The 24,688-nt window shown below is 64.9% G+C and carries 19 protein-coding genes and 1 pseudogene; 11 read left to right on the forward strand and 9 right to left on the reverse strand.

Features of this window, described 5'->3' with window-relative positions:
* Nucleotides 1-287: 287 nt before the first annotated feature.
* Nucleotides 288-1,088, forward strand: coding sequence for an IclR family transcriptional regulator (locus C3L37_RS06205; protein WP_129113741.1), 801 nt, complete (start codon nucleotides 288-290; stop codon nucleotides 1,086-1,088).
* Here the strand turns inward: C3L37_RS06205 and C3L37_RS06210 are convergent.
* Nucleotides 1,060-2,299 (reverse strand): annotated as a pseudogene (locus C3L37_RS06210) (RNA-guided endonuclease InsQ/TnpB family protein). The gene C3L37_RS06205 and the pseudogene C3L37_RS06210 sit on opposite strands and share 29 nt — an antisense overlap.
* 3 nt (nucleotides 2,300-2,302) lie before the next feature.
* Nucleotides 2,303-2,425, reverse strand: coding sequence for a hypothetical protein (locus tag C3L37_RS25260; protein ID WP_267195304.1), 123 nt, complete (start codon nucleotides 2,423-2,425; stop codon nucleotides 2,303-2,305).
* A 976-nt stretch (nucleotides 2,426-3,401) separates the two neighbouring features.
* Between C3L37_RS25260 and C3L37_RS06215 the strand changes: the two genes are divergently transcribed.
* Nucleotides 3,402-3,560: a DUF2080 family transposase-associated protein gene (locus C3L37_RS06215; RefSeq protein WP_129113742.1), complete on the forward strand. Its 159-nt coding sequence runs from the start codon at nucleotides 3,402-3,404 to the stop codon at nucleotides 3,558-3,560.
* Entirely contained in the window at nucleotides 3,560-4,780 is a 1,221-nt protein-coding gene (locus C3L37_RS06220) for an RNA-guided endonuclease InsQ/TnpB family protein (RefSeq protein ID WP_129113743.1), read from the forward strand. Before C3L37_RS06215 ends, C3L37_RS06220 begins: the two co-directional genes overlap by 1 nt.
* Before the next feature lie 36 nt (nucleotides 4,781-4,816).
* Here C3L37_RS06220 and C3L37_RS06225 read toward each other — a convergent pair whose 3' ends face one another.
* A complete protein-coding gene (locus C3L37_RS06225; RefSeq protein WP_129113744.1) occupies nucleotides 4,817-6,343 on the reverse strand; it encodes a sulfatase in 1,527 nt (508 codons plus the stop codon).
* 379 nt (nucleotides 6,344-6,722) lie between these two features.
* On the opposite strand from C3L37_RS06225, the gene C3L37_RS06230 reads away from it, so the two are divergent.
* From C3L37_RS06230 to C3L37_RS06240, 3 genes are all read left to right on the forward strand, one after another.
* A complete protein-coding gene (locus tag C3L37_RS06230) occupies nucleotides 6,723-7,553 on the forward strand; it encodes a PIG-L deacetylase family protein (RefSeq protein WP_129113745.1) in 831 nt (276 codons plus the stop codon).
* A gap of 427 nt (nucleotides 7,554-7,980) precedes the next feature.
* Nucleotides 7,981-8,742, forward strand: a complete 762-nt coding sequence (locus C3L37_RS06235; RefSeq protein ID WP_129113746.1) for an IclR family transcriptional regulator — start codon at nucleotides 7,981-7,983, stop codon at nucleotides 8,740-8,742.
* Between the two features lie 55 nt (nucleotides 8,743-8,797).
* Nucleotides 8,798-9,541: a sugar phosphate isomerase/epimerase family protein gene (locus C3L37_RS06240; protein WP_129113747.1), complete on the forward strand. Its 744-nt coding sequence runs from the start codon at nucleotides 8,798-8,800 to the stop codon at nucleotides 9,539-9,541.
* A gap of 6 nt (nucleotides 9,542-9,547) precedes the next feature.
* On the opposite strand, the gene C3L37_RS06245 is transcribed toward C3L37_RS06240, so the two are convergent.
* Together C3L37_RS06245 and C3L37_RS06250 are read right to left on the reverse strand one after the other, a co-directional pair.
* On the reverse strand, nucleotides 9,548-10,561 hold the full coding sequence (locus tag C3L37_RS06245) for a Gfo/Idh/MocA family protein (RefSeq protein ID WP_129113748.1): 1,014 nt from the start codon (nucleotides 10,559-10,561) through the stop codon (nucleotides 9,548-9,550).
* Nucleotides 10,562-10,713: 152 nt separating this feature from the next.
* On the reverse strand, nucleotides 10,714-11,853 hold the full coding sequence (locus C3L37_RS06250; protein WP_129113749.1) for a PfkB family carbohydrate kinase: 1,140 nt from the start codon (nucleotides 11,851-11,853) through the stop codon (nucleotides 10,714-10,716).
* Between the two features lie 231 nt (nucleotides 11,854-12,084).
* Here C3L37_RS06250 and C3L37_RS06255 point away from each other — a divergent pair, with 231 nt between their 5' ends.
* Together C3L37_RS06255 and C3L37_RS06260 are read left to right on the forward strand one after the other, a co-directional pair.
* Entirely contained in the window at nucleotides 12,085-12,867 is a 783-nt protein-coding gene (locus C3L37_RS06255) for a class I fructose-bisphosphate aldolase (protein WP_129113750.1), read from the forward strand.
* 39 nt (nucleotides 12,868-12,906) lie between these two features.
* Nucleotides 12,907-14,439 (forward strand): sulfatase family protein, encoded by a 1,533-nt coding sequence (locus C3L37_RS06260; RefSeq protein ID WP_129113751.1) that lies wholly within the window; start codon nucleotides 12,907-12,909, stop codon nucleotides 14,437-14,439.
* Between the two features lie 32 nt (nucleotides 14,440-14,471).
* Here C3L37_RS06260 and C3L37_RS06265 read toward each other — a convergent pair whose 3' ends face one another.
* Nucleotides 14,472-16,844, reverse strand: coding sequence for a glycoside hydrolase family 3 N-terminal domain-containing protein (locus C3L37_RS06265; RefSeq protein WP_228546134.1), 2,373 nt, complete (start codon nucleotides 16,842-16,844; stop codon nucleotides 14,472-14,474).
* A gap of 223 nt (nucleotides 16,845-17,067) precedes the next feature.
* Between C3L37_RS06265 and C3L37_RS06270 the strand changes: the two genes are divergently transcribed.
* The 3 genes from C3L37_RS06270 to C3L37_RS06280 all read left to right on the forward strand — a co-directional run bounded on the left by C3L37_RS06270 (nucleotide 17,068) and on the right by C3L37_RS06280 (nucleotide 20,930).
* Nucleotides 17,068-18,795 (forward strand): glycoside hydrolase family 2 protein, encoded by a 1,728-nt coding sequence (locus C3L37_RS06270; RefSeq protein ID WP_129113752.1) that lies wholly within the window; start codon nucleotides 17,068-17,070, stop codon nucleotides 18,793-18,795.
* Between the two features lie 122 nt (nucleotides 18,796-18,917).
* Entirely contained in the window at nucleotides 18,918-19,988 is a 1,071-nt protein-coding gene (locus C3L37_RS06275) for a zinc-binding dehydrogenase (protein WP_228546135.1), read from the forward strand.
* 45 nt (nucleotides 19,989-20,033) lie between these two features.
* Complete coding sequence (locus tag C3L37_RS06280; protein WP_129113753.1) at nucleotides 20,034-20,930, forward strand: sugar phosphate isomerase/epimerase family protein; 897 nt, start codon at nucleotides 20,034-20,036, stop codon at nucleotides 20,928-20,930.
* A gap of 102 nt (nucleotides 20,931-21,032) precedes the next feature.
* On the opposite strand, the gene C3L37_RS06285 is transcribed toward C3L37_RS06280, so the two are convergent.
* From C3L37_RS06285 to C3L37_RS06295, 3 genes are read right to left on the reverse strand one after another with little or no spacing between them, the layout of a single operon-like run.
* Complete coding sequence (locus tag C3L37_RS06285) at nucleotides 21,033-21,878, reverse strand: Nif3-like dinuclear metal center hexameric protein (RefSeq protein ID WP_129113754.1); 846 nt, start codon at nucleotides 21,876-21,878, stop codon at nucleotides 21,033-21,035.
* Nucleotides 21,875-23,437, reverse strand: a complete 1,563-nt coding sequence (locus C3L37_RS06290; protein WP_129113755.1) for a glycoside hydrolase family 38 C-terminal domain-containing protein — start codon at nucleotides 23,435-23,437, stop codon at nucleotides 21,875-21,877. The genes C3L37_RS06285 and C3L37_RS06290 overlap by 4 nt, the downstream gene beginning before the upstream one ends.
* Nucleotides 23,434-24,678, reverse strand: a complete 1,245-nt coding sequence (locus C3L37_RS06295) for a glycoside hydrolase family 38 N-terminal domain-containing protein (protein ID WP_164974687.1) — start codon at nucleotides 24,676-24,678, stop codon at nucleotides 23,434-23,436. The genes C3L37_RS06290 and C3L37_RS06295 overlap by 4 nt, the downstream gene beginning before the upstream one ends.
* Nucleotides 24,679-24,688 lie beyond the last annotated feature (10 nt).

Below are 24,688 nucleotides of genomic sequence, written 5' to 3' on the forward strand. Positions count from 1 at the left end.
GGAACCCTCGACTCGTGTGATCTTCGTCATCCGGATCTTCGAAGGCGTCGCATGTGCCACATCCGTTTCTCGTCGTCTACCGATTTTGTAAACGTGCTCGGGGCGAGGATGAGGTCGAAATTCAGTCCTGCAGAACGCATATATTTCGGTGGGAATAGCAGGGGCGTTCCTTGACGTTACCTATAAATCATGATTAACTAGCCGTGGTTCCTCTGTACCATCCCGCCCTCAATTGTTCTGCTCTCATGAACAAATTTTTCACCTAGGGATTCGTACGCGTACTGAGAATGAGCGATACATCGCCGTACGCCGTAGAAGCGACCGGGACGTCGATAGCAATCCTCGAAGCCCTCATCGAAATCGGAGAACCTCTGGGCGTTACGACCCTGGCAGATCGCGTCGGCGTTTCCAAGAGCGTTGCTCACAACCACCTTTCGACGCTCCGTACCCATGGATACGTGATCAAACGAGGGAGACAGTACGGGCCGTCCTTGCGAGCGCTGAAGCTCGGCAAACACGCGCGAGAAAATCTGGCGGTCTACCGGGCCGCAAAACGAGAGCTGGACAGTCTCGCTGCAGCGACCGGTGAAACAGCGACGCTATTCATTATCGAGGAACACAGTGGCGTACCAGCGTACGTCACGAACCCGGAGGATGGGTGGTCTCCTCCGTTTCTCGAAGGGGAACGGATGCCGCTGCACGTGAACGCTCCCGGAAAAGCGCTCTTGGCGTCACTTTCGGGGGAACAGTTGGAGGCGGTCCTCGATGCGACGGACCGTGTGATGTTCACGAACGCGACCATCACCGACCTCGATGAACTCACCGCTCAGCTTCGTCAGATCCGTGATGACGGGATTTCGTTCTGCAAAGAAGAACACTCTGAGGGGATCGTCGGCGTGGCCGCTCCGATTCCGTCCAGTAACGGAACTCGTACCGCCGCAGCCGGCGTCTGCGGCCCGATGGATCGACTAAATGGGCGCTATTTAGAGGAAGATATCGTCGGACAAGTCCTCAGCGCCACCAAGGCGGTCCATGCTACCCTTAGTGAACTATCCCACCCTACTCGCTCGCTTTCGCTCGCTCGGTGAGGGTGGGGCTTCCTGTTTCCACGACGCGCTTTGCAGGAACCACTGTGGTTCCCGTAGGGAGCGCAGTCTCCACAGGCGGTGATTCGGAGCGTCCCGCTCCTACTTTCGTGATACCACGCCGAAGGATGTTCCACGAGGCGTTCCAGTCTCGGTCGGCGGTGAACCCGCACGCCGGGCACGAGTGTTTGCGGACCCACAACGGCTTGTCGGTCTTGACACCACACGCCGCACATTCTTTCGTCGTGTTCCGCGGATCGACCGGAATGAAGTGTGTTCCTTCTCGCTCGCACTTGTATTCGAGCATCCGCAGAAAAGTCCCCCATGCGGCGGATGCTCGGTTACGCGAGTTTGAATTGAACTGCATCATTCCGGCGACGTTCAAGTCTTCGACGGCGACGAGGTCGTACTCTCGAGCGTAGTAGTTCGAGAGCTTATGCAAGAAGTCACGGCGCTTCCGTCGAAGGTCTGCGTGACACTTCGCGACCCGATGCCGTTGTTTCTCACAGTTGGCAGAGCCGTGTTGCTTCCGCGAGAGCTTCCGTTGTGCGCTCCAACCGCTCACGTTCGGAAGACAGGTCGAGCGACTCGACTGCTGTCCCGTCGGTATCGTGGGCGTACGTGAGAATCCCCACGTCGATACCAACACACCGCACGGGATTCCCGGGCCTCGTCGGCGGTTCACGGTCGAGTTCGACGCCGAAGGTAGCGTACCACTCGCCGGTCGGTTCCTTCTTGAGCGTGACCTGCTTGAGTTTCGCGTTGTCGGGGATGGCGCGGTGAAGCCGTATCGGAATGTCGCCGGGTTTTGAGAGGCACAGTCGCGTCCGACCGCCCTTCTTGTCGAGCTTGAAGCCGGATTGACTGTACGTGAAACTGCGGAACTCTCGTGGCGGTTTCCACGTGAGTTGGCCGACGCTGTAGCCGTTCTGTTTGAGCTTTCCGAGTGCGTTGACGTTATCAGCAATACGCATGACGGTCGTCTGAAGCACCGTCGAGTAGACGGTGGGAAGGTCGTCCCACCACTGTTTGAGGTCGGGGAGTTCGTCACGGATTGACTGGACGCGCTGTGTAACAGTGCCCACGTTGTCGGCAATTTGATTGAATCGGTAGAGCGCGTGATTGTACAGTTGCCTACAAATATCGCGGTGGCGGTCCAACTCCTCGCGGTGAGTGTCGGACGGCTTGAGACGATACTTGTAGGCGTAATACATACGCTACTCGCGTTCCTCGATGAGTTCGTCCAATTTGTCTTGAACGAACCGCGAGAGATTCAGGTGGTTCTCCTGAATCCATTCCTCTTGGTCGTCGCGTATCGAGATATTCTTGCGCTTTACCACACTATAAGTTACATAAGATACGTAGTTAAGTGTTACGGAACGTGGGCCTGTGGGCCTGCCACCGAACACGTTTGAGAACTGTGCGACGCTGTCTCCTCTCCCTGCTCGCGGCTTCGCCGCTCACTGATGAAGGGGGGCTTAGCGCCTCAATTCAGCTAACGATCACGAGCGGCATTGATCGGCACCAATAACGCGTGGTTCCGTAGAACACGTCTCAAGGACAATGCTCACTCGTTCACTGTACTGTGGACAACCACGATGCCGCGTCTCCACATTTACAGAGATAGGGGTGTAATGAAAACGGAAATAATTTGTCTATTGCTTTTGAACCAGATTCGGTTGGGAAAGAAACGTACGGTGTGAAGGCACAGAGCGGTTCGCACGCCTGTCTGCCGCCGCACCCCAGATTAGCGAGGATACGTTATCGAGAACATGAGACATGCAATAGAGTTAGAGATATCACCTGCTGCTCCTAGCAGAAACAGGAGGTCAATGGCGGCGTAGCTGCTTGGTATTCCGACCGAGGCCAGCGAGTATCTCGTTCGAAAAACCTTGAAAGAAGAGTGTGGGTTTCGAGGGATTCGTCGTCTCCGGTTGGAACTCGTTTCGAAAGTTCATCTACCACGGAGTAGCCGGCGACGAACGGGATGCAGCCCAGTTTGCCATCGAAGCCGGACCCGACGTGGACATAGTGAAACACATCTTTACCTAATTGAGGCGCTAAGCCCCCTTCATCAGTGAGCGGCGATGCCGCGAGCAGGGAGGGGATACAGCGTTCACAAGAGCGAAGCTCTTGTGTGCGAACGAGACGCTGCGCGTCTCGTCAACGTCGCGAGAAGCCGTAGACTTCTGGTTGGCAGCCAGAACGCTTCCGCGTTCTGGCGACGCCCGCACAGTTCTCAAACACATTCAATGCTCGGCCCATAGGCCCACGTTATCGGAAGTGTCATGTTTGGACAGTGTCTAAACACCAGTGATGGACAGGTACTCAATCGAAGGTCACGAGGTCCACGAGGTCCACGAAGGGACCGCTAAACCGACCGGAAACGGTGCCTATGTCCTCGTCCCAAAACTCTGGCTCGGTGCGGACGTAAAGGTCGTCCGCGTGTCCGAACCAGCCCAAACCGACGAGTAATGAACTTCAACTACAGGTATCGACTCCGACCGTCCGACGTCCTCGAAGAGCAGTTAGCGTGGACAGTTGATACCTGTAGGCAGGTCTATAACCACTTCCTGCATCGACTCAACCGAACCGACGATACCTCGGCACACTCCGAACAGAAACTCTTGCCGAGTCTCAGGAAGTGGTGGAGCGGCCTGAAAAGCGTTCACTCGAAGGTGCTACAGAAGGTCGTACAACGACTGTACGACAACCTCTCTCGGTTGGCGGACGCCAAGAACGCCGGTCGGAAGGTCGGTCGGTTGAAGTGGAAAGCGCCGGGGGAGTACCGCAGTTTTACCTACAGTCAATCCGGCTTCACGCTCAAGAACACGAGCGGTCGGACCCGACTGTGGCTCTCGAAACTCGGTGACATCCCCATTACCTTCCACCGCGACCTGCCAGACGACGCCGACATTAAGACCGTTACGGTCAAGCAGGAACCGACCAGCTACTGGTACATCATCCTCGGCGTCGAAACACCCGACGACCCACCCGCAAAACCGGAGACTCCCAAGAAGTGCGTCGGTATCGACGTGGGGATTCTCACGTACGCCCACGATACGGACGGTACGGCGATCGAATCGCTCGACCTGTCCGACGAACGCGAGCGGCTGGAGCGCGCCCATCGCGACCTTTCGCGGAAGGAACACGGCTCTGCGAATTGGGAGAAACAACGCCGCGTCGTGGCCCGACGGTACGCCGACCTCAAGCAGAAACGGCGCGACTTCCTCCACAAACTCTCGAACTACTACGCTCGGGAGTACGACCTCGTAGCGGTCGAGGACCTTGACGCCGCCGGACTGGTCGAACTGCCCGGTAACTCGCGGAACCGGGCAGGGGCGGCGTGGGGGACGTTCCTGCGGATGCTCGAATACAAGTGCGAGCGCGAAGGGACGCACTTTATCGCCGTGAATCCGAGAGGGACGACCAAGGAGTGCGCGGCGTGCGGTGTTTCGACAGACAAGCCGTTGTGGGTCCACGAACACTACTGTCCTGCCTGCGGACTCGAGGCGGACAGGGACGCGAATGCGGCGTGGAATATCCTTTCTCGCGGCATCAGGCGGGTAGGAGCGGGACGCTCCGAATTAACGCCTGTAGAGACTGTGCACCCTATGGACACTTCTGTGTCTGCAAAGCGCGTCGTTGAAACAGGAAGCCCCACCCTCAAGCGCGAGCCGTCAGGCGAGCGGTAGGGTGGGGTAGTTCACCGCGCCGGTAATCGGGAGCCGCTACCGCACGTGTGCAGCCAACAGGTCTTCGGACTCGACGACGCCGGTCTCGTGCTCCAACGTCTCGGCGTGGGCGTCGCGACCCGTCTCTCGGAGTCGTGCCGCGTACGCCGCTCGATTTCCGCGCTGGTAGAACGGCTGCCCTTCCCGGACGACCGCCAGGAGGGGATCGACGAGCGCATCCGACGCTTCGGAGATTCCGCCGGCGTCGCCCGTCGCATTCTCGATCATGCGGGCGCTGTACCAGCGCTGGAGCAAGCTGAGTCCGCGGTCGACTACACGCGGGCGTTCCACCACGAGGTTCGTCGTCTCGTGTGGGTCCGTCGTGAGGTTGAACAGCGCGAGCGGGGAGAACTCTCGCCAGCCATCGTGGTATGTCTGGATGAGCAACCAGTCATCCCAACGAACAGATCGTTGACAAGTCCATGTTCCCTGACTGAGGACCAGAAATTCGCGCCCGGCACCGTCGCAATCAGTGAGCGAGTCAGCGAACGAACGGCCGTCCCAACCCGCGGGAACGTCCCCGCCGACGAACTCCACGACGGTGGGCGCGAGGTCGATATTGTAGTGGAGACCGTCGTCGACTCCGGGTTTGACGCCGGGACCAGAGACGATGAGTGGCACTCGACAGGTCCACTCGTCGGCAAGTTGGTGGTCACCATACACGTTGAGTTCGCCCTGGTTTTCACCATGATCGGCCGTGACGATGAGCAGGGTTTCCTCGAGCACCCCTTTTTCCTCGAGGAGATCCAGAATCCGCCCGATGTGGTCGTCCATGTACCGAATACCCGTGTCGTAGCCGTCGATCCACTGCTTGAACGTCTCGCGGTCGCGGATCTCGTCTGGCGTTCGTGGGAGATCGTCCAACTCCCGACCGGTCATGTATTCGTGGTGGAGATCCCGGGCGCTGTGTGGGCCGTAGCTCTCGCGCTGTTCGTCGATTCGCTGCTGCGTGAGCCATCCGGGTGCGGGGTCATCCTCGAACGGGTTTCCGTACTCCTGGGGCGTGTCATAGTTGGTATGGGGATCCCAGAAGTTGACGTGGAGGTACCAATCGTCTTCCTCTGCGTGTCCTTCGAGCCATTTCTCAGCGTAGGGATAGACGACTTCAGCGCGCTCGGTGCCGCCGCCCTTCGTGTCGTGCCATTCGTTGAATCCATCGAGGACGTGCCAAGCGGCATGCCGTTGCGGGAACGGGCTGATGAACGCCGTGTGGTACTCTCGATTGCGCAGCGCCGTCATCCACGTTCGATAAGCGCCTGTGTTCGCTTCGTCGCGACCCGCTCCTTGCGACCGGAGGTCAGCCGCGGCGCCACCGTGGTTGACGACCCCCGTGTGGATGCCGAAGCGCCCGGTGAACAGCGCCGTCCGCGACGGGAGACAGGGAACGTCGGAGGCGTAATAGTTCACGAATCGGCGTCCCCCCTCGGCGATCCGGTCAATATTCGGCGACGTATTACGGTCGTAGCCGTAACATCCGAGGTGGTCGGGCCGCAGCGAGTCACAGTCGATGTACAGGATCCGCATGTACTCACCATCAAAGCGAGCTCATATGAAACATGAAGGTTCGCGTGTTTGCCATCCCACCTGCATATAGAATTCGCGTGGAGGTCGCTCTGCGATTGTGCTGGTCACTATTGGACGTGGGGACGCAAAATGAGAGATGTGCGACGAACCGAACCGTCTCATGGCTGCCGATCGCCCTCGATGAAACGAACGGCGTCGGCGAGGAGGCAGCAGGCGATCTTAGCCGGATCGGAAGGGATCGAGCCATCACCCCTCTGACGTGTTCATTACCGATCGGCGGATGATCCGGGCCGGATAGGTTTTGGCTGCCGCCCGCTTTCCGTCGAGGCGGGGTGCTGATACCCAAAACGCTTCGATAGGACGTCCCGATTCGCGACCCATGACAGAGACGCTCAGTCTCCTGATCGTTGGACCACACCCGGACGACTGCTCGATTAAGGCCGGCGGCATCGCCGCGAAGTACGTCGAGGCGGGTCACGACGTGACGTTTCTCTCCGTGACGGACGGCAGCGCGGGCCACCACGAGATGGGTCCCCGCGAGCTCGCCGCCCGCCGGAAGCGCGAGACGGAGGCCGTCGCTGAAACCCTCGGCGTCGGGTACGAGGTGTTCGACAATAGAGACGGTGAACTCGAACCGACGGTGGCGAACCGCCGGCGGCTCATCCGATTCGTCCGGGACGTCGACCCGGACCTCGTGCTAGGGCCCCGTCCCAACGATTACCACCCCGACCACCGCTACTGCGCGCAGTTGCTTCAGGACGCCGCCTACATGCTGATCGTCCCGAATGTTTGTCCCGACACGCCGCCGCTGAGCGCAAACCCCGTCATCGGGTACGTCGCCGACCACTTTCGGAAACCCGCGCCGTTCGAGCCGGACGTCGTCGTGGACGTAACCGACGTCGAAGCACGCAAGATAGATGCGCTCCACTGCCACGAATCACAGGTGTACGAGTGGCTCCCCTACACCTTCGGCGAACTCGACGCGGTTCCCGAGGGCGACGACGAGCGGCGCGAGTGGCTCGCCGACGACGGCCTGAGCCATCTGGTGGCGAACACCGAAATGAACGTCGCCGATCGCTTCCGCGAGGAGTTGGTGGATCGCTATGGTGAGGAGGCCGGCGCGCGCGTCAAGCACGCCGAAGCCGTTGAAATCTCGGAATACGGGGCTCCATTGAGCGGCGAGCTTCGGGAGACACTGTTCTTTTTCTGATGCCGTTTCACCTCGCCCGCGCTGAGTCGGACCAGAAAATTGCTCCGTCTTGCGGAGGTATCGTCGCGCCGGGGAGCGGCGAGGCCACGCTCCGACTTCGGAGGTTCGCCGCTGCAGAACCGACGCGAGCAGCGCGGTGCCGGCAGTGATCGGACCGAAACCGCGCCCACGAACGGCTGAGTCACCCGCTCGACGCTCACTAGCGAACGTAAGCGTTCCATTCGATGACACCCATAGACCTGTAACACAGACAGAGGCGTCGTTCGACCTTCTCGAACACCGACCGATCGCCGATACACCGGGCATTAACGGTGTGTGTGGAGGTGTACATGCGTTTTCCGGATATTTCCGTCCACCAATCGACGGATGTCCGTTCGTCATGAATGAACAACTATTTACACGTACGCTAACAACCCACTCTCCAACCATGAAAAAGGAATCGGACATAATCCAAGCGTCGCTCACGACGTTTCGCGTCGCGGAGGCGCTCAAACACCTCGAAGGGGCCGGCGTCACCGAACTCGCCGCCCACCTCGGGCTCCCGAAAAGTACGGTACACTACCACCTCCAAACGCTGATGGAAGCGGAGTTCATCGTCGCCGACGACGACGAATACCGCATTGGCCTCCGATTTCTCGACTTCGGAGAGTTCGTTCGTGACCGAGTCGAATTACTGGGTGCGGCGGAACCGGCGTTGCGTAAACTCGCCGAGGAGACCGGTGAGATCGCGAGTCTGATGGTCGAAGAGCACGGGAGAGGCGTCTATGTCGCCCGCGAGAAGAGCGAGGGAGCGGTGCAGACGAGTTTTCACACGGGCAAACGTGTTCCGCTCCATCAGACGTCAGCGGGAAAGGCGATACTTGCGTTCACCCCGCGTGAACGGGTCGAAGAGATCATCGACCGACACGGCCTTCCGGGGAAGACGCCGAACACGATCTCCGACGGGGACCGCCTCTTCGAGACGCTCGACGAGATACGCGAGCGAGGGTACGCGTATGACGACGAGGAGTGGCATCGCGGCCTCCGCTGTATCGCCGCGCCCATCAGGGACATGGACGACCAAGCGATCGGCGCCGTCAGCGTGGCCGCACCGCTCAGTCGAACGCGCGGGGACCGCTACCGGAGAGACCTCCCCGACGCCGTACTGAGCACGGCGAACGTCATCGAACTGAACATGGAGTACTCGTAGCCGGCGACACCGCTGCGGGGATAGATTCTTACCGGCGTCGGGGATAGCTACTCTCATGCAAACTGGGATAAACCTGTTTACGCTCAGAGGCATCCACGAACCGCTTCCACGGGTGCTCGAACGCGTCGCCGATGCCGGTTACGACGGGGTCGAGTTCCTGCACCGCCTCCCGGGCGCAGATGAAAACGAAGTGGTCAGAACCCTCGATCGGACGGGCCTCGCCGTCCCCGGAGCGCACCTCGGGCCGTTCACGGACCTGTCGGGACTCCCAGGGGAACTCGAACGGACGCTCGGCCTCTACGACGCGGTGGGCTGTGAGGCGCTCGCGGTGTCGATAGGCGAGGAGCGACTCGGCTCTCGGGACGTTATCCATGAGACGGCGACGCGACTGGAGAAGCTCGCCGCCCACGCCAGGGAGCGGGACGTCGGGCTCCTGTATCACAATCACCACTGGGAGTTCCGTCCGCTCGACGGGTCGACGCCCTTCGACATTCTGCTCGACGAGCTCGACGAGCGCATCGGCGTCGAACTGGACGTCGGCTGGGCAGCCGCCTGCGGCGACGACCCCGTCAAGCGGATTCGCGCCCTCGGGAATCGGCTGTCCATCCTTCACGTCAAGGACGTGGACGTCACTCGGAAGGCGTCGGTCGAGGTGGGCACAGGCGATGTCGATCTAGCGGCCTGCATCGAGGCGGCGGCGGCGGAGGGCGTCAAGTGGTGCATCTACGAGCACGACGAACCGGACGACCCGCTCGACTCACTCGACCGCGGCGTCGCGTTCCTCGAACGGTTCCGCTGACGCCGCTTACGACGGATCGACGTCGACGCGGCGACCGGTTCGGGCGGACTCGTATGCTGCGGCGGTCAGCGCGACGGCGCGGAACGAGTCAAGTGCGGTCGCCGGCGGTTCTTCGCCCGTGTCGAGTGCCTCAACGAACACTTCGACCTTATTCTGGTCGTCCTCTCGGTCGACGCGCGGCAGGCACTTGTTTCCCTCCTCGTCGATCAGTACCACCTCGTCCTCGTTGAACCGAATCTCCTCGTCGTCGGTCCAGACGCGGATGCGCTCCGTGAACCGGGGGGTCCGACCCGACACGGCCACGCTTCCGGTGGCCCCTCCTTCAAACGTGACGCTGAGCGCCGCGTCGGACTCGATCCGCCGGTCGTCGTCCTCGAACGACATCTCGGCGGAGACGCTGGCGGGGGTCAACCCGGTCGTCCAGAGGAGGCCATCGATCAGGTGGTTACCGGTGTCGTACGTGACGCTCCCGCCGCTGAGTTCGGGTGTCGTCCGCCACGTCCCGCCGAAAAGCTCCATGTACGGCTGGGTGATTTCGGCATCCACGTAGACGATGTCGTCTGACGACGCCGCGAGGTGTTGACGAGCCGTCCGGTACGCGCCGTTGAGGTGGCGCTGGTAGCCGAGCATCACCGTCCGATCGCTTCCTTCGACCCGATCGGCGATCTTCGCCGCGTTCGCCGGGTCGACACAGAGCGGTTTCTCGCAGAGCACGTCGAGTTCGGCGTCGAGCGCCGCGGCGACCTGCTCGTGGTGGAACGCGTGGGGGGTAGCGACGACGACGGCGTCGAGTTCCTCGGTCGCAAAGAGGTCCCGATACGTCTCGTACAGCGCCGCGTCTGGCAGCGCGAGTTCCATTCCGGCGCGTCGGCGCGCCTCGGGATCGACGTCGGCGACGGCGACGACACGCGTCCGTTCGTGGTCTCGAACCTGTCCCCCAATCACCCCGCCGAGCCACCCGTAGCCGACGACGCCGAATCGGTACGCTTCAGTCAAGTCATCGCTGTGTTGTCGACTCACATAGAGTGCCTCGCTGCAACCGAATTAAACCTTCTGCCGGCGGCGACGGATCACGGGTCGCGGTCCGTGGGCCGCGCTCGCGGCTCGCCGAACCAGCGGCCCATCGGCGGTCGCGGAACGATCGACGCTCGGTTCCCGTCTGGCTTCGAGTGTCAGTGGTCGATAGAACGTTCGAACCGCCCTTCGTAGCCGTCGAGGAAGTCTCGGAGTTCGTCGTACGTCGGCGGCGCGCCGTTCCGGACGAACCATCCGGCGACGGCGCTCCCGACGGCGAGTTGTGCGCCGCCATCGACCGCCGCGAGTTTCCCGACGAGGAGGCCCGCGTTGAAGTGGTCGCCGGCGCTCGTGGTGATCGTCGGTTGGGGTTCGCGCGGAATGGAGATGCGCCAACGTCCTTCGTCGTTGACCATCGCCGCCTCGGTTACCGCGTGGACGACGACTTCTGACACGCCGAGAGTGGCGTGCAGCGCGGCGGTGACGTCACCGATTTGCGTCTCATCGACGTTCGACCCGCCGAGGTTCGCTAACCGGAGCGCTTCAGCTCGGTTCGTGCTGACGGTGATGGGGACGACATCGTCGAGGGCGCGCAGTGAGGCAATACCCTGCGTGAGCGTCTCCGTCGAGAGCCGCCGTATGTCAGCCGGATCGACGAGAACGCGGCGAGGCGGATCTCGGAGGCGCGGCCAGAGCTCTTCTCGGAGCCCCGTCCAGATGGTGGGCATCCGGGGGATAGTCGCCCAGTAGCCGAGACCGAGTAGTTCCGTCCGGTCGACCGACGCGGCGAGCGAATTCAGGCCGACGACCGAGCTGATCCCCTCCCAGTCGAGATTCGCCAACCGGCGGGTTTCGCTCAGCAACACCTTTCCGTCGTCGAACTCGATGGCGTCGGTGACCGGCGCCTCACCGAGCGAGACGAGACGCGTGCGGTCGTATTCGCGCGTGAACGTCTCGCGCGGCGGCGACCCGTACGTCCCGACGATCGTCGGCCGGTGACCGAGCCGTTCCATCGCCCTGCCGAGGTGAGCTGTGTGGCCGCCGGCGCGTTTTCGTTCGCTAAACCATTCGATGCTGCAGGAGGTGTCGAGTGCCGCGGCGTCGACGATGCGCGTGCCGAACTCTTCGAGCGTCCCCATCCGTTCGTACTCCTCGGGGCCGGCTCGCGTCGCGACGGCGGTCCGCACACGATCGATGACGCCGTCGAAGCCGAACGCGACCTTTCGTTCTGCGAGCGACGAGGGCAGTTCACGCCGACAGGCGTCGACGTGTTCCCGTGTTGTGGTATCGAGACCCATGAGTGATAGATCGTGCTGGTGAGTCTACCCCCGGTGACTAAACTATTGCCCCGGGCGGGAGGCGCGTCGTTCCTCGGCCGCGGTCGAAAGATCGGCCGGACGGTCCGCGAGCCGCGGTAGCGACGCGAATCCGGGCGACAAGCGGTGGGGGCGACGATCGGTGGCCGGGACACACCGAACTGTCGCATCCAAAACTGCTTTGACGGTGCCTCGGGTATGGGTGGACGTTACATGCGCTCAGTAGCCGAGACGCCAGTGTGCCGGAACGGACGGTCGATTATCATCGCAATGGATCACGGCCTCGAACGCGGCCCGAGCGTGTTCGAATCCCTGCCCGAACGTGCGAACCCGTCGACCGTGTTCGATATCGCGACCCACGACGCGGTGACGGGATTAGCCGTCCAGAAGGGCGTCGCCGAGACGTACTACCCCTCCTACGAGGACGACGTGACGCTGGTCGCAAAGCTGAACGGCAAGACGGGGATGGTGATGGGTGACCGGTACTCGCCGCCGATCTGGACAGTCGAGGACGCGGCGGCGCTGGGTGCCGCCGCCGTCGGGTACACTGTCTACGCGGGATCGAACCGCGAGGCGGACATGTTCGAGGAGTTCAGCAGGGCACGCGACGAGGCTCGCGAGGTCGGTCTCCCGGTCGTCCTTTGGTCGTACCCGCGCGGGCAGGGCGTCAATGACCACGACGCCCCCGACGCCGTCGCCTACGCGGCGCGGATCGGCCTCGAACTCGGCGCGGACCTAGCGAAAATCAAGCACCCCGGGACGCGGGAGGCTGTCGAGTGGGCCGTTCACGTCGCCGGCGAGCTCCCTGTACTGATGAGCGGTGGGGCGTCGGTGAGCGAGGAGGCGTTCCTCCGCGACGTGCAGACGTTCATGCGCGCCGGCGGCCGGGGGCTGACCGTCGGTCGGAACATCTGGCAGCGCGAGAACCCGGCGGCCACCCTGGACAAACTCGAACGGCTCGTCTACGAGGACGCCGCCCTCGACGATGTCGTCTGAGCGCGACGAACGCCTTCGGCACATCCCGACCACCCACCGATGAAGATCCTCTACGTCGACTGCGATTCGCTCCGGGCCGATCACCTGGGTTGTTACGGATACGATCGGAACACGACGCCGACCGTCGACGCGCTCGCCGCCAACGGAACGGGATTCACCGAGTACTACGCGTCAGATCTCCCCTGTCTCCCGTCCCGGACGGCGCTCTTCTCCGGACGATTCGGCATCCACACGGGGGTCGTCAACCACGGCGGGCTCGCGTCGGAGCCCCGGCGGACCGGCCGAGAGCGGGGCTTTTCGGCCGACGGGCGATTCCGAACGCTGCCGGCCGTCCTTCGGGACGCCGGATACCGCACGGCGCTCGTCAGTTCGTTCCCCACCCGGCACGGCGCCTGGCACGTCCTCGACGGCTTCGAAGACTGGCGGGATCCCGGCGGGCGCGGGTTCGAACGCGCCGACGAGGTTTACGACCGCGCAGTGGGATGGCTCGACGAGCACGCGCGCGATGGGGACTGGTACCTCCACGTCACCTTCTGGGATGCCCACACGCCCTACGACACGCCCGCGGAGTACGGCAATCCGTTCGAGGGCGACCCAGCACCCGAGTGGCCCGACGAGGCGACGATCCGCGACCACTGGGAGGGGTACGGCCCGCACAGCGCCCGGGACCTCCACGGCGTCGGCAAGACGCCCGATGAGCACGTCGACTGGGGCGCGGATCCGGGTCTGGAACGGACGCCGGCGCGGATCGGCTCCCGCGAGGAATTCCGGCGGTGGATCGACGGCTACGACGTCGGGATCAGGTACCTGGACGACCACGTCGGGAAACTCCTCGCGCGACTCGAACGCCACGGCGTCCGGGACGAGACGCTGGTGATCGTCAGCGCGGATCACGGCGAAAATCAGGGCGAGTGTAACATCTACGGCGATCACCACACGGCCGACCTGCCGACCGGGCGCGTCCCGCTGGTGATGAGCGGCCCGGGCGTCGGCGTCGGCGTCGACGACAGCTTTCACTACGCCCTCGATCTCGCGCCGACGCTCGCAGAGCTGATCGGGGTGGAGGCGGCCGACGGGTGGGACGGCCGATCGTTCGCCCCCGCACTCGCCGACGGAGGCGGAGGGGGCGAGGGCGGCCGCGATCATCTCGTCCTCGGTCAGGGCGCGCTGACCTGCCAGCGCGGCGTCCGCTGGGACGACTGGCTCTTGCTGCGGACGTACCACGACGGGATTCACGACTTCGACGACGTCGAACTGTACGACGTCGATGTCGATCCGCACCAGACGACGAACCTCGCAGACAGACGCCCCGGCGTCGTCGCCGAGGGCACGCGCCGCCTTGAGGCGTGGCACGCCGCCCGGATGGAGGAGTCGGCCCGCGGCGAGCGCGGCGGCAACCCCGACGCGCCGACCGGACTTCGGGATCCGCTCTGGACGGTGATCGCGGAGGGCGGCCCGTACCACGCCACCCGGCGTCCGGAAAAGCTCCGGCGCTACGTCGACCGCCTCCGCGACACCGACCGCGCGGCGGCCGCGGACCGGATCGAACGCCAGTACAGTGACGTTCTTTGAGGCCTCGCCCGGCGAGGCCTCGGGTATCGAACTCAGACCGAGCCCGCGTCGACGCGCTCGACGCTCGTTTCCGTCGCGTACTCGCGGCCGCCGCGCGGAACCTCGTAGCGGTCGCCGACGACGTCGAAAGTCTCGGTCGCTTCGACGGCCGCGGCGGAGCGGCCGATCCGGACCTCGAACGGTCCGGGTTCGACCGCCAGGGTCATGTCCAGATCGTGGGAGGCCAGCATCGACGCCGACAGGTCGAACGAGACGCGGACCACCTCGCCCGCGTCGAGGTGGACGCGCCGGAAGCCCTTGAGCTCCTGAACCGGACGGACGAGCGACGGCTCGCGCTCGCTGACGTACAACTGGACGACCTCGTACCCGGCCCGTTCGCCCGTGTTCTCGACGGTGATCGCGGCAGTGATCGTTCCCGCCGGGCCGATCTCGCGGTCGGAGAGTTCGAGGTCCTCGTACGCGAACTCCGCGTACGAGCAGCCGTGACCGAAGGGGTACAGCGGGTCGCTGTCCGTGTAGACGTGCCGCTCGTTCCGGCTGTTCGGCCGACGGCTGTAGTACACGGGGAGCTGGCCGACGCTCTTCGGAATCGAGATCGGAAGGCGACCGCCGGGGTCGTGGTCCCCGAACAGCACGTCGGCGATGCCGTGGCCGCCCTCCTCGCCGGGGAGCCAGGCGTGGACCACGGCGGGAACGTGTTCGTCGGCCCACGTGAGGGTGTGGGGTTTGCCGCTGACGACGACGACCGCGAGCGGCGTTCCCGTTCCGTGTAGTTCTTCGAGGAGGTCGTTCTGCACCCCCGGTAGCGAGAGGTCGGTCACGTCCGCGCCCTCGCCGCTGGTGGGGAGATCGGGCCGTTCCGCCCGCGATTCGACGGCGTCCGAGAGCGCGAGCGCCGATCGGGCGCCGACGAAGGCGACGGCCACGTCGCTATCGGCGGCGGCGGCAGCGGCCTCGTCGAACCCGTCGGTCGCCGAGCCGGTCGTCGTACACCCTTCGCTGTACGCGACGGCGTCGTCGCCGAGTCGCGCCTCGAACGCTTCGAGCGACGTCACGACGCGACGGGTCGTCTCCTCGTCGGGGTAGTGCGCCGGGTAGGTGTAATCGCCGAGTTGTCCGACGGGCGCGTCCGCCTTCGGCCCGACGACCGCGACCGAACTGGGCTCCGAAAGCGGCAGGAGGCCGTCGTTCTTGAGCACCGTCACCGACTCGCGAGCGAGTTTGCGGGCGTACTCACGGTTCGCGTCGGGTCCGAACGCCGCCGCGGCGGCGTCGGGGTCGACGCCGCGCGATTCGAACAGCCCCTTCCGGAACTTCTGTCGGAGCACACGCCGGACGGCGGTGTCGACGGTCGCTTCCGAGAGGTCGCCGGCGTTGATGGCGTCGATCAACCGGTCGTAACAGTCGACCGCCGGGAGCTCGACGTCGATGCCGGCGGCGAGCGCCCGGACGGCGGCCTCGCGCGGCGTCTCGGCGACGCCGTGTTCCGTGACGAGGTGGACGACGCTGAAGTAATCCGAGACGACGGTTCCGTCGAACCCCCACTCCCCGCGAAGCACGCCGGTCAGCAGGTCGCGGTCGGCCGCGCAGGGGACGCCGTCGATGTCGTGGTAGGCGTTCATCACCGACTCGACGCCGGCCTCCCGGACGGCGACTTCGAACGGGTAGAGGTGGACGTCGCGTAGCTCCCGTTCGCCGAGGTGGACCGTCGGGCGGTTCTTGCCGCCCTCGCCGACGCCGTGGCCGGCGAAGTGCTTGACCGTCGCTGAGACGCCCTCCTCCGGCCCCTCGCCCTGGAGACCGTGGACGTACGCGCTACCCATCTCGGCGACGAGCTGGGGGTCCTCGCCGAACGTCTCCTCGGTCCGACCCCAGCGGGGGTCTCGGGCCACGTCGAGCACCGGCGAGAGCGCGTGGGCCGTCCCGATGGCGAGAAGTTGCTCCCGAATTCGCTCCGTCATCCCCTTGATCAGGTCTGGATCCCACGTGCTCGCCAGCCCGATCGCCTGCGGGTACGTCGTTCCGTCCGGGCCCATGTAGCCGGCCAGACACTCCTCGTGCGGGATCGCCGGGACGCCCAGGCGCGTCTCGGAGACGAGCACGTCCTGGAGTTCGTCGGTCACCGCGGCGGCGCGCTCGGGATCGAGCCCGCCGCCGCCACCGACGCGGGTGAGGTGCCCGACGCCGTGTTCGAACAGTTCGCGAGCGCGGGGGCGGTCGACGGTCCCGTCCTCGTCGATCACCGCGCCGTCGCTCCCGGGAAATCCGGCGACGGGGATCGGGGAAACCGACGTGAGCTGTGCGACTTTTTCGTCGAGGGTCATCCGATCGAGGAGGTCCTCGACCCGCCGCTCGGTGGGCACCGACGCGTCTCGATACGGTGCTTCCGGCCGATCACCTGACATGGCCTGTCACACGCACGACGCCGGCTAAATCCTTTGCCTTTCGCCGCACCGCGGCGGGCGCTTTCCGGTTCGACTCGCGTTCGAAACCGCTCTTCGGCCCTCGTGCGGTTGCCTGCGATGTGGACGCCGAGTGATCTTCGAACGTGAGCGGTCGTCGAAAGTGAGCGTCGTCGGTCGGTTGCCGGTCGAGGAAACTATTAGTGGCGACGCCCACAGAACTGGTGTGACGCGTGATTCCGTGCCGCGACCGGAGTATCCGCGGCCGCAGCTTCGTCGCGACGAGTGGCGGACCCTGAACGGTCGGTGGGCGTTCGAGATCGACCACGGGGCGAGCGGACGGGCCCGAGGGCTCCCGGAGGCCGACGCGCTCGACTCCGAGATCACCGTCCCGTTCGCCCCCGAGAGCGACCTGTCCGGGATCGGGCACGCAGACTTCATGGACGCCGTCTGGTACCGCCGCGAGATCGAAATTCCGGAACGCTGGTTCGACGGTCGCGTGAAACTTCGGTTCGGCGCGGTCGATTACACGACGGAGGTCTGGATCGATGGCGAATCGGTCGGCACCCACCGCGGCGGCTACACCCCGTTCGGCGTCGACGTTACCGATGTCGCCGAACCGGGACCCACCGTCGTTACGGTCTGTGCGGAAGACGATTCCCGGTCGGATCTCCAGCCCAGCGGCAAGCAGAGCCAGCAGTACGCCTCCCACGGTCCGCTCTACACGCGCGTGACGGGGGTCTGGCAACCCGTCTGGCTCGAACCCGTCCCGGAGACCTACGTCGAGAGCGTCCGGTTCGAACCTGATCCGGAAAACGGTGCGCTTGGCGTCGACGTCGTCCTCGCGGGCGCGCTGCAGAGCGGCGACGTGCGGGCGACCGCGCTGTTCGACGGCGACGCGGTGGGCGAGGCGATCGCCGCAACCGACGGTCGACACGCCGCGTTGAGACTCGACGTGGACGAAGTCCACCGATGGAGGCCCGAAGAGCCGAATCTCTACGATCTCGAACTGGCGTTCGTCACTGGCGGCGAGACTGTCGACACCGTCGAGAGCTACTTCGGCCTCCGGTCGGTGACACTCGGCGACGACTGCGTCTACGTCAACGGCGAGCCGGTGTTCCAGCGGCTCGTCCTCGATCAGGGTTACTACCCCGACGGATTGTACACCGCTCCAACCGACGACGCGCTCGTTCGCGACATCGAACTCGCACAGGAGATGGGGTTCAACGGCGCTCGCCTCCACCAGAAGGTGTTCGAGCCGCGCTTTCTCTATCATGCGGACCGCCTCGGATACCTCGTCTGGGATGAGCACGCAAACTGGGGGCTGGATCACGGTCGATCCGAGGCGCTCGGTCCTTTCCTTCAGGAGTGGCTGGAGGTCGTAGAGCGCGATTACAATCACCCGTCGGTGGTCGGCTGGACGCCGTTCAACGAAACCAAGCCCGAGCAGGACGAGGATCTCGTTCGAACGGTGTACCGCGTGACAAAGGCGTTGGATCCGACGCGGCCCGTCATTGACGCGAGCGGGTGGGTCCACGTCGAAACCGACCTCGTCGACGCGCACGACTACGAGCAAGACCCCGAGGCGTTCCGCGAGACGTACGGCGAGATCGACGGGCCCGTCGAACCGAGCGGGCACGGCTTCGCCGACTGGAGCGAGGAACTGAGCTACGTCAGCGAGTACGGGGGCATCCGGTGGAGCCCGGACACAGACGCCGAGGGCTGGGGGTACGGCGACCGCCCCGAAGACGAGGCGGCGTTCTTCGAGCGCTACCGCGGCCTGACCGAGACGCTGCTCGACAACGAGCAGCTGTGGGCGTTCTGCTACACTCAGCTGTACGACGTCGAACAGGAGACCAACGGACTGTACACGTACGACCGTAGGCCGAAGTTCGATCCCGGACGTATTCGAGAGATCAACGAGCGGCCCGCCGCCTTCGAGCGTCGGTCGTGACGCCGACGCATCCCGCAGGAACGATCGGCGCGTCGCGCGACCGTCGCCGTCGGGAACGCACCGTCGCGTCGGATACCGTTCCAATCCGTAACTATTTGTGAGACGGCCGGTTGTACGTAGGTATGAGTAGGCAACCCACGACCGAACAGGTCGCACGGCGAAGCGACCGGATGCGGGCGGTCGTCAACTACGAACCAGAGCGGGTCGACCTCCGCGAGGTCGACGTCCCCGAGATCGACGAGGGAGAGGCGCTGATTCGGGTCGAGGCGGTGGGGATCTGCGGCAGCGACGTCCACCAGTGGCACGGCAGTCACAGTTGGGACGTGAACTATCCGGTCACGCTCGGCCACGAGTTCGGCGGGGTCGTCGAGGAGATCGAGGGAAGCGGCGAGTTCGCGCCCGGCGACCGCGTCGTCAGCGAGACGGCGGCCGAGATCGACGAGACGTCCCCGCTCAGTCGTCGGGGCTTGTACAATCTGGATCCCTCCCGGGAGGGGTTCGGCTACGGGACCGACGGCGCGATGGCGCGGTACGTGGCCGTCCCGGTCCGGTGTCTCCACCACATCCCCGACGAGCTCCCGTTCGAGCGGGCCGCGCTGACCGAACCGTGCAGCGTCGCCTACAACGCCGTCTGCGAAAACGCCGACGTCGACCCCGGCGAGAGCGTGCTCGTAATCGGCCCTGGCCCAATCGGTCTCCTGTGCGTTCAGATGGCGGTACTGGCCGGCGCGAGCACCGTCATCGCGAGCGGTTTACCCGCCGATCGAGACCGTCTCGACGTCGCCGAGGAGCTCGGGGCGACCCACGCCGTGACCGGCGATCCCGCGGGGGTGATCGACGACGTCGGCGACGGGCTCGGCGTCGACACCGTCATCGACGCGTCCGGCGTTTCGGCGGCCCTCGAGACGGCGATGGAGGCGGTCCGCCCGGACGGTCACATCACGAAAGTCGGCTGGGGGCCGCAGCCGATGGAGTACAGCATGGACCCCGTCGTTCAGAAAGCCGTCACGGTGCAGGGCAGCTTCTCGCACACGTGGCCGGTCTGGGAGAGGGTCATTACGCTACTCGACACCGGACAGCTCGACGTCGAGCCGATAGTCGATCGCGTCGCGCCGTTAGAAGCGTGGCGCGAGTGCTTCGAGGGGATGCACGACCGCGAGTACATAAAGTGCGTCCTGACCCCGAGCGCATGAGCCGGAAGTCGTCGCGGACGGGGCGAACGGGGGTGACCTTCTGAGATGCCGCTCGCCGCGTTTCCGAAGTGCTACCTCGGACAGCTGATGGACAGCAAGATGAGCCTCGACGCGTGGTTCGACGTCGCGAACGACATCGACGTCGACGGCGTCGAGTTCTACTGGGGGATCACGCCCGCGGACGACGCCGCCGAACTGGATCGCCTCCGGTCGGCGGCGGCAGACCGGGGACTCTCGATTCCGATGATGTGTTACTCGCCGGACTTCACGCATCCAGATCCGGCGGTCCGCCGAGCGGCGGTCGAACAGGAGAAACGAGCCATCGAAGTGACCGCGAGACTCGGCGGCGGGTACTGCCGCGTCCTCTCGGGGCAGCGGCGACCGGACGTCTCCAGGGAGGAGGGGCTGACGTGGGTGAGCGACTGCATCGGGGAACTGCTCCCCCACGCGGCCGACCACGAGGTGACGCTCGTCCTCGAAAACCACTACAAGGACGACTACTGGGAACACCCCGAGTTCGCCCAGCGGATGGACCGGTTTCTCGACCTGCTCGACCGGATCGACGAGAGCCCGTGGTTCGGCGTCAACTACGACCCCTCGAACGCCGTCATCGCCGACGACGACCCGATCGAACTGCTTGAGGCGGTGGCGGACCGCGTCGTGACGATGCACGCCAGCGATCGCTACCTCGAAGGCGGGACAATCGAGGACCTTCGCGTGATGGATGCCGAGGGCGGCCAGGGGTACGCCGACATCCTCCAGCACGGCGTCGTCGGCGAGGGGATGATCGACTACAACGCGGTGTTCTCAATCCTCGCCGACGCCGGCTTCGACGGTTGGATCTCGATCGAGGACGGCTACGACGCCGAGAAGGGGAAGGAGCACCTCGACCGCTCGGCGCGGTATCTCCGCGAGAAGATGGACGAGTACGGCCTGTCGTAGTTCCGAACCGACTAACGTCCGCGAACTCCTCTGCGCAGACGCGCGAATTCGACACCTATTCGAGAGCCCCGAACGTGGTCTTCCGGCGGTTGAGGGCCCCCGTCACCCCTCGACGAGTTCGAACATGCAGCCCTGTTCGACGTGGTGGACCGGCACGTCGGGGAACGCGCCGTCGAGGTGTTCGGCGAGCAGTCCGACGCTCCGCTCCTCGCTCGTCGCGTGGTTTACGACGACGACCGGCACGCCCGCGTCGACCGCGACGTGTCCGTCCCGCCAGTAGGAGAATCCATCGTCCGAGCAGACGACGAGGTCCGGGTCGTACGCGTCGAACATGTGTCGGAAGGGCGTTATCGCGCCCGTTCCGACAACGATACGTGAGATGGGTGTCGCGCCGTCGCCGAGTAGTTCGACCGCAGTCTGCCCGACATCGCCGAATTCACCGGCCATCTGACGGGCCACCTCTCGCGCTGGTCGCTCGCCCACTTCGTAGACGCGGTAGTAGTCTCCGGGGCCGAACGCTCTTGGCGGTTCGGGCATCCTGCCGACTGGCACCTCGTCCACCTCGTTGAAGCCGAGGTGGGTACCCCACGCGTCCGGGACGCCGATTTCCGGGTACTGGTCCCAGAGGTCGTGACACCGGAGTATGACGAGGTCGTGTTCCTCGACGAACGCCTGCTTCTCGTCGATCAACTCCACGACGCTCGGTGGGTGGTTGTCCCGAATCGGCTCGTCCTCGTGGTCGTAGTACGTTCCCTCATGGGTGAGGAAGACGTTGCAGCCGAGGTCGACGGCGCGTTCGAGTGCCCACCGGTAGCTCATCCAGCCGACGGCGACGCCCTCGACCTCGGCGTCAGGGTCGCCGGCCTTGAACGTGTCGACGGTGTCGTCCCACTCGACCCACCCGCCGTCGAGCGACCGCAGGTACTCGCGGAGCTCTCTCGCCTTCATCGGCTCACCTCCGCAGAGAGACGGACCACGCGGAGTTCGCGCGGGGTGAGGTCGACCTCGACCGCACCGTCGCTCGTCCCGAGCGACCGCCTGCGGTCGTCCTCTCCAAGCAGTCCAACAGTCCTCGCCGCCTCGACGCTGAAGACGCCGGGGGTGACCGTCGCGGTTCTGTCCTCGTCACTCGCGTTCAATAGGCCGACGTCGAATTCGTCCGCACCTCCGCCGGCAGTCCTCTCCACGGAATCCGCACCGCCGACGGACGCGTCTCCGATTCCAGCCGCCCGCGACGGGCGGACGAAGCAGACAAGCACGGGCGGTTCGGGGAGGTCGAGGACACGCCCACGCTCGGGGAGCGTCAGTTCGGAACCCACCTCGGCGATTGGCTGGACGAGCGGGGTCGCCTGTTCTGCGGCCGCGCCAACGGTGTGCGCCCGACCCTCGTCGAAGGGACCGTCGTGCGGGTGCAGGTGGTAGCGCGCTCGGACTCGGCCGGGTTGGTGGGCGCGGAAGTTCGTGTTGTAGTAGTTCGTGCTCACCCAGCCGAGCAGGAGCGCCCAGTCGAGGGAAAACTCTCGGTTGTGCTCGCCGAAGCGGAAATCGCCGAGCTGCACCATCGGGTTCAGCGGACAGCCGACGGTGACGCCGCGCTGCTCGTTCGACAGTTCGACCCACCGCTGGACCGTGTAGTAGTCGCGACAGGTCCCGGCTAGCTGGTCGGTTCCGGGACGCACCGCTTGTCCGCCGACGTCGACGTGCGCCCGCGGCTCCGGCAGGTCGAACGGGAAGACAAGATACGTCGAGGCGGGGTGGGTCGCGCGGCTCTCCTCCCAGGTCGCCTCGGCGACAACCTCGGTCCCCTCGTGCGGGACAGTCACCCGGAGGTCGACGGTGGAGTCGAGACCCTCGACCGAGAGCGTCTGCCGGACGTCGTAGCCGTGCGGCGTCCGGTAGACCCGGTGGCGGAGCACACGCTCCGGGCCGTACCGCTCGGCGTGCCAGTCGCGCTGGTAGCCCCACGTCGGCGCCTCCCACGTGTTGTCGGCGCCGGCCTCGGCCTCGACGAGGTCAGGCGCAGCGTTCCATAGTCCGTCGGGGTTATCCTCGCCGGCGGGCGGCGCCCGGAACAGTCGATCCCGCGGTGACTCGTCGCTCGAATCGGCGAGTCGCTCGCGCACGATGCCGGCGAGGGGATAGTCGCCCGCCTCGTCGACCCACTCGCAGTCGAGGCGCTTATCCCGCCAGCTGGTAATTCCGCCGCGCTCCCGATCGAACGTGATGCGGTAGTCGTCGGTCTCGACGACGTGGCGCTCGTCGAACGGCCAGCCTTCGTTCGGCGTGAGGTCACCTGTTGGGACGACGGCATAGCCGTAGCCTGGGACGTCTGTTGGCGGGAGGAGGTAGGCGTTGTCGTTGAACGAGCGGTCCTGCCAGTGACGGGCAGAGAGGTCGTCGTCCCCTCGGCCGCGTGGCTCGACGGCGTATTTCGAGACGGGACCCGAAATCGTCCGCTCCCACGGGAGCGGATTCGTGATGAGCACACGGTCGAACTCGTCGCTCATCGGTCACCCCCTGCGTCGGCGACACAGCGCGCGAGTTCGGCCACCGCGTCTCGACGGAGCAGGAGACTTCGACTCCGCGCGTCGTAGGCGTGTTTCGCTTTGTGGTGCCACTGGCTGCGGGTGTCCTCCGACTCCGGGCGTTCGACCGAGACGTCAGCGCCCCACGTGTGCTCGTCGTACATCGTCACGGCGCGCCAGGCGCGTTCTCGCTCGGCCGGTCCGCTCCGTCGGACGGGTGAACGGTTCTGCGGTCCGGAGTCCGCCGCCGTCAGCGCCGCCTCGATCGCGTCGGCGGTGCGCAGCCGACGGCGGCTCTCGCGCGTCACCGCCGTCTCGCGCGCACTCGTTATCGACCCGAAGCTCCAGTAATCGCTCCAGTCGCCGCGGTACACCGGAAGCTCTGCGTCGCAGGCGTCGACGGCCTCCCACCACTCCGTCGGTGTCGCGACTCGCAGCGACGGGAGTTCGCCGTCAGCAACGTCCGGCCTGTCGTTCCACTCGCGGACGAACGCTGGCAGCTCCGCGAGCGGTGGATTGTTGTCGAAGAAGGGATGGGTCGTCTGGACCATCAGTATCGGCAGCGGGTAGTCGATGTGATCGAGGAGCTCGTCGAGGTGAGGGAGCCACCGATCGGCAAGCGCCCCGGTGTCCCGGCCGATCCCCATGTTGTACCCGCCGCCGTACTGAAAGCCGTTGTACGTCGGGAGCGTTCGGCCGCTCGGACCCTCCCAGCGGAACGCCATCGGTCGCTCCACCGGGGCGCTCCCCCAGTGTCTGTTGACCGCCATCGAGAAGCCGTCGATGCCGGCGTCGAGCAGGCGATCGACCACGGGCCAGTTGTGCCCGTTCACGTCGCCGTTCATCGCGGTCCTGATCTCGAACCCGTACGCCTCGCGGAGACGCCGGAGCGGTCGAAGCGACTCGACGAACTCCGCTTGATCGTACAGCGGCGTGAGGTTGCCGAGCATCGCGGTCACCTCGATTCGACCCCGCTCTTCGAGCGCCCGGAATCTGGCGATGCGCTCGTCGTCCGCGATCCGGAGCCATCGCAGCAAGGGTTCGATCGTCTCGACCGTCCACCGGAACGCCTCGTCGTCCGGACGGTCGAGGTCGCGTTCGGCGAGGTCGATAACTCTCTCGATAAACCGGCGCTGGAGATCCCAGACGACCGGCTGGTCGTGCGTGTATCCGATGTCCGTATGGCAGTGGTGGACGACGAATATCTCGTCGAGTTGGCTCATCTGAACGGTG

Source organism: Halegenticoccus tardaugens (assembly GCF_004116405.1).
GTDB lineage: Archaea > Halobacteriota > Halobacteria > Halobacteriales > Haloferacaceae > Halegenticoccus > Halegenticoccus tardaugens.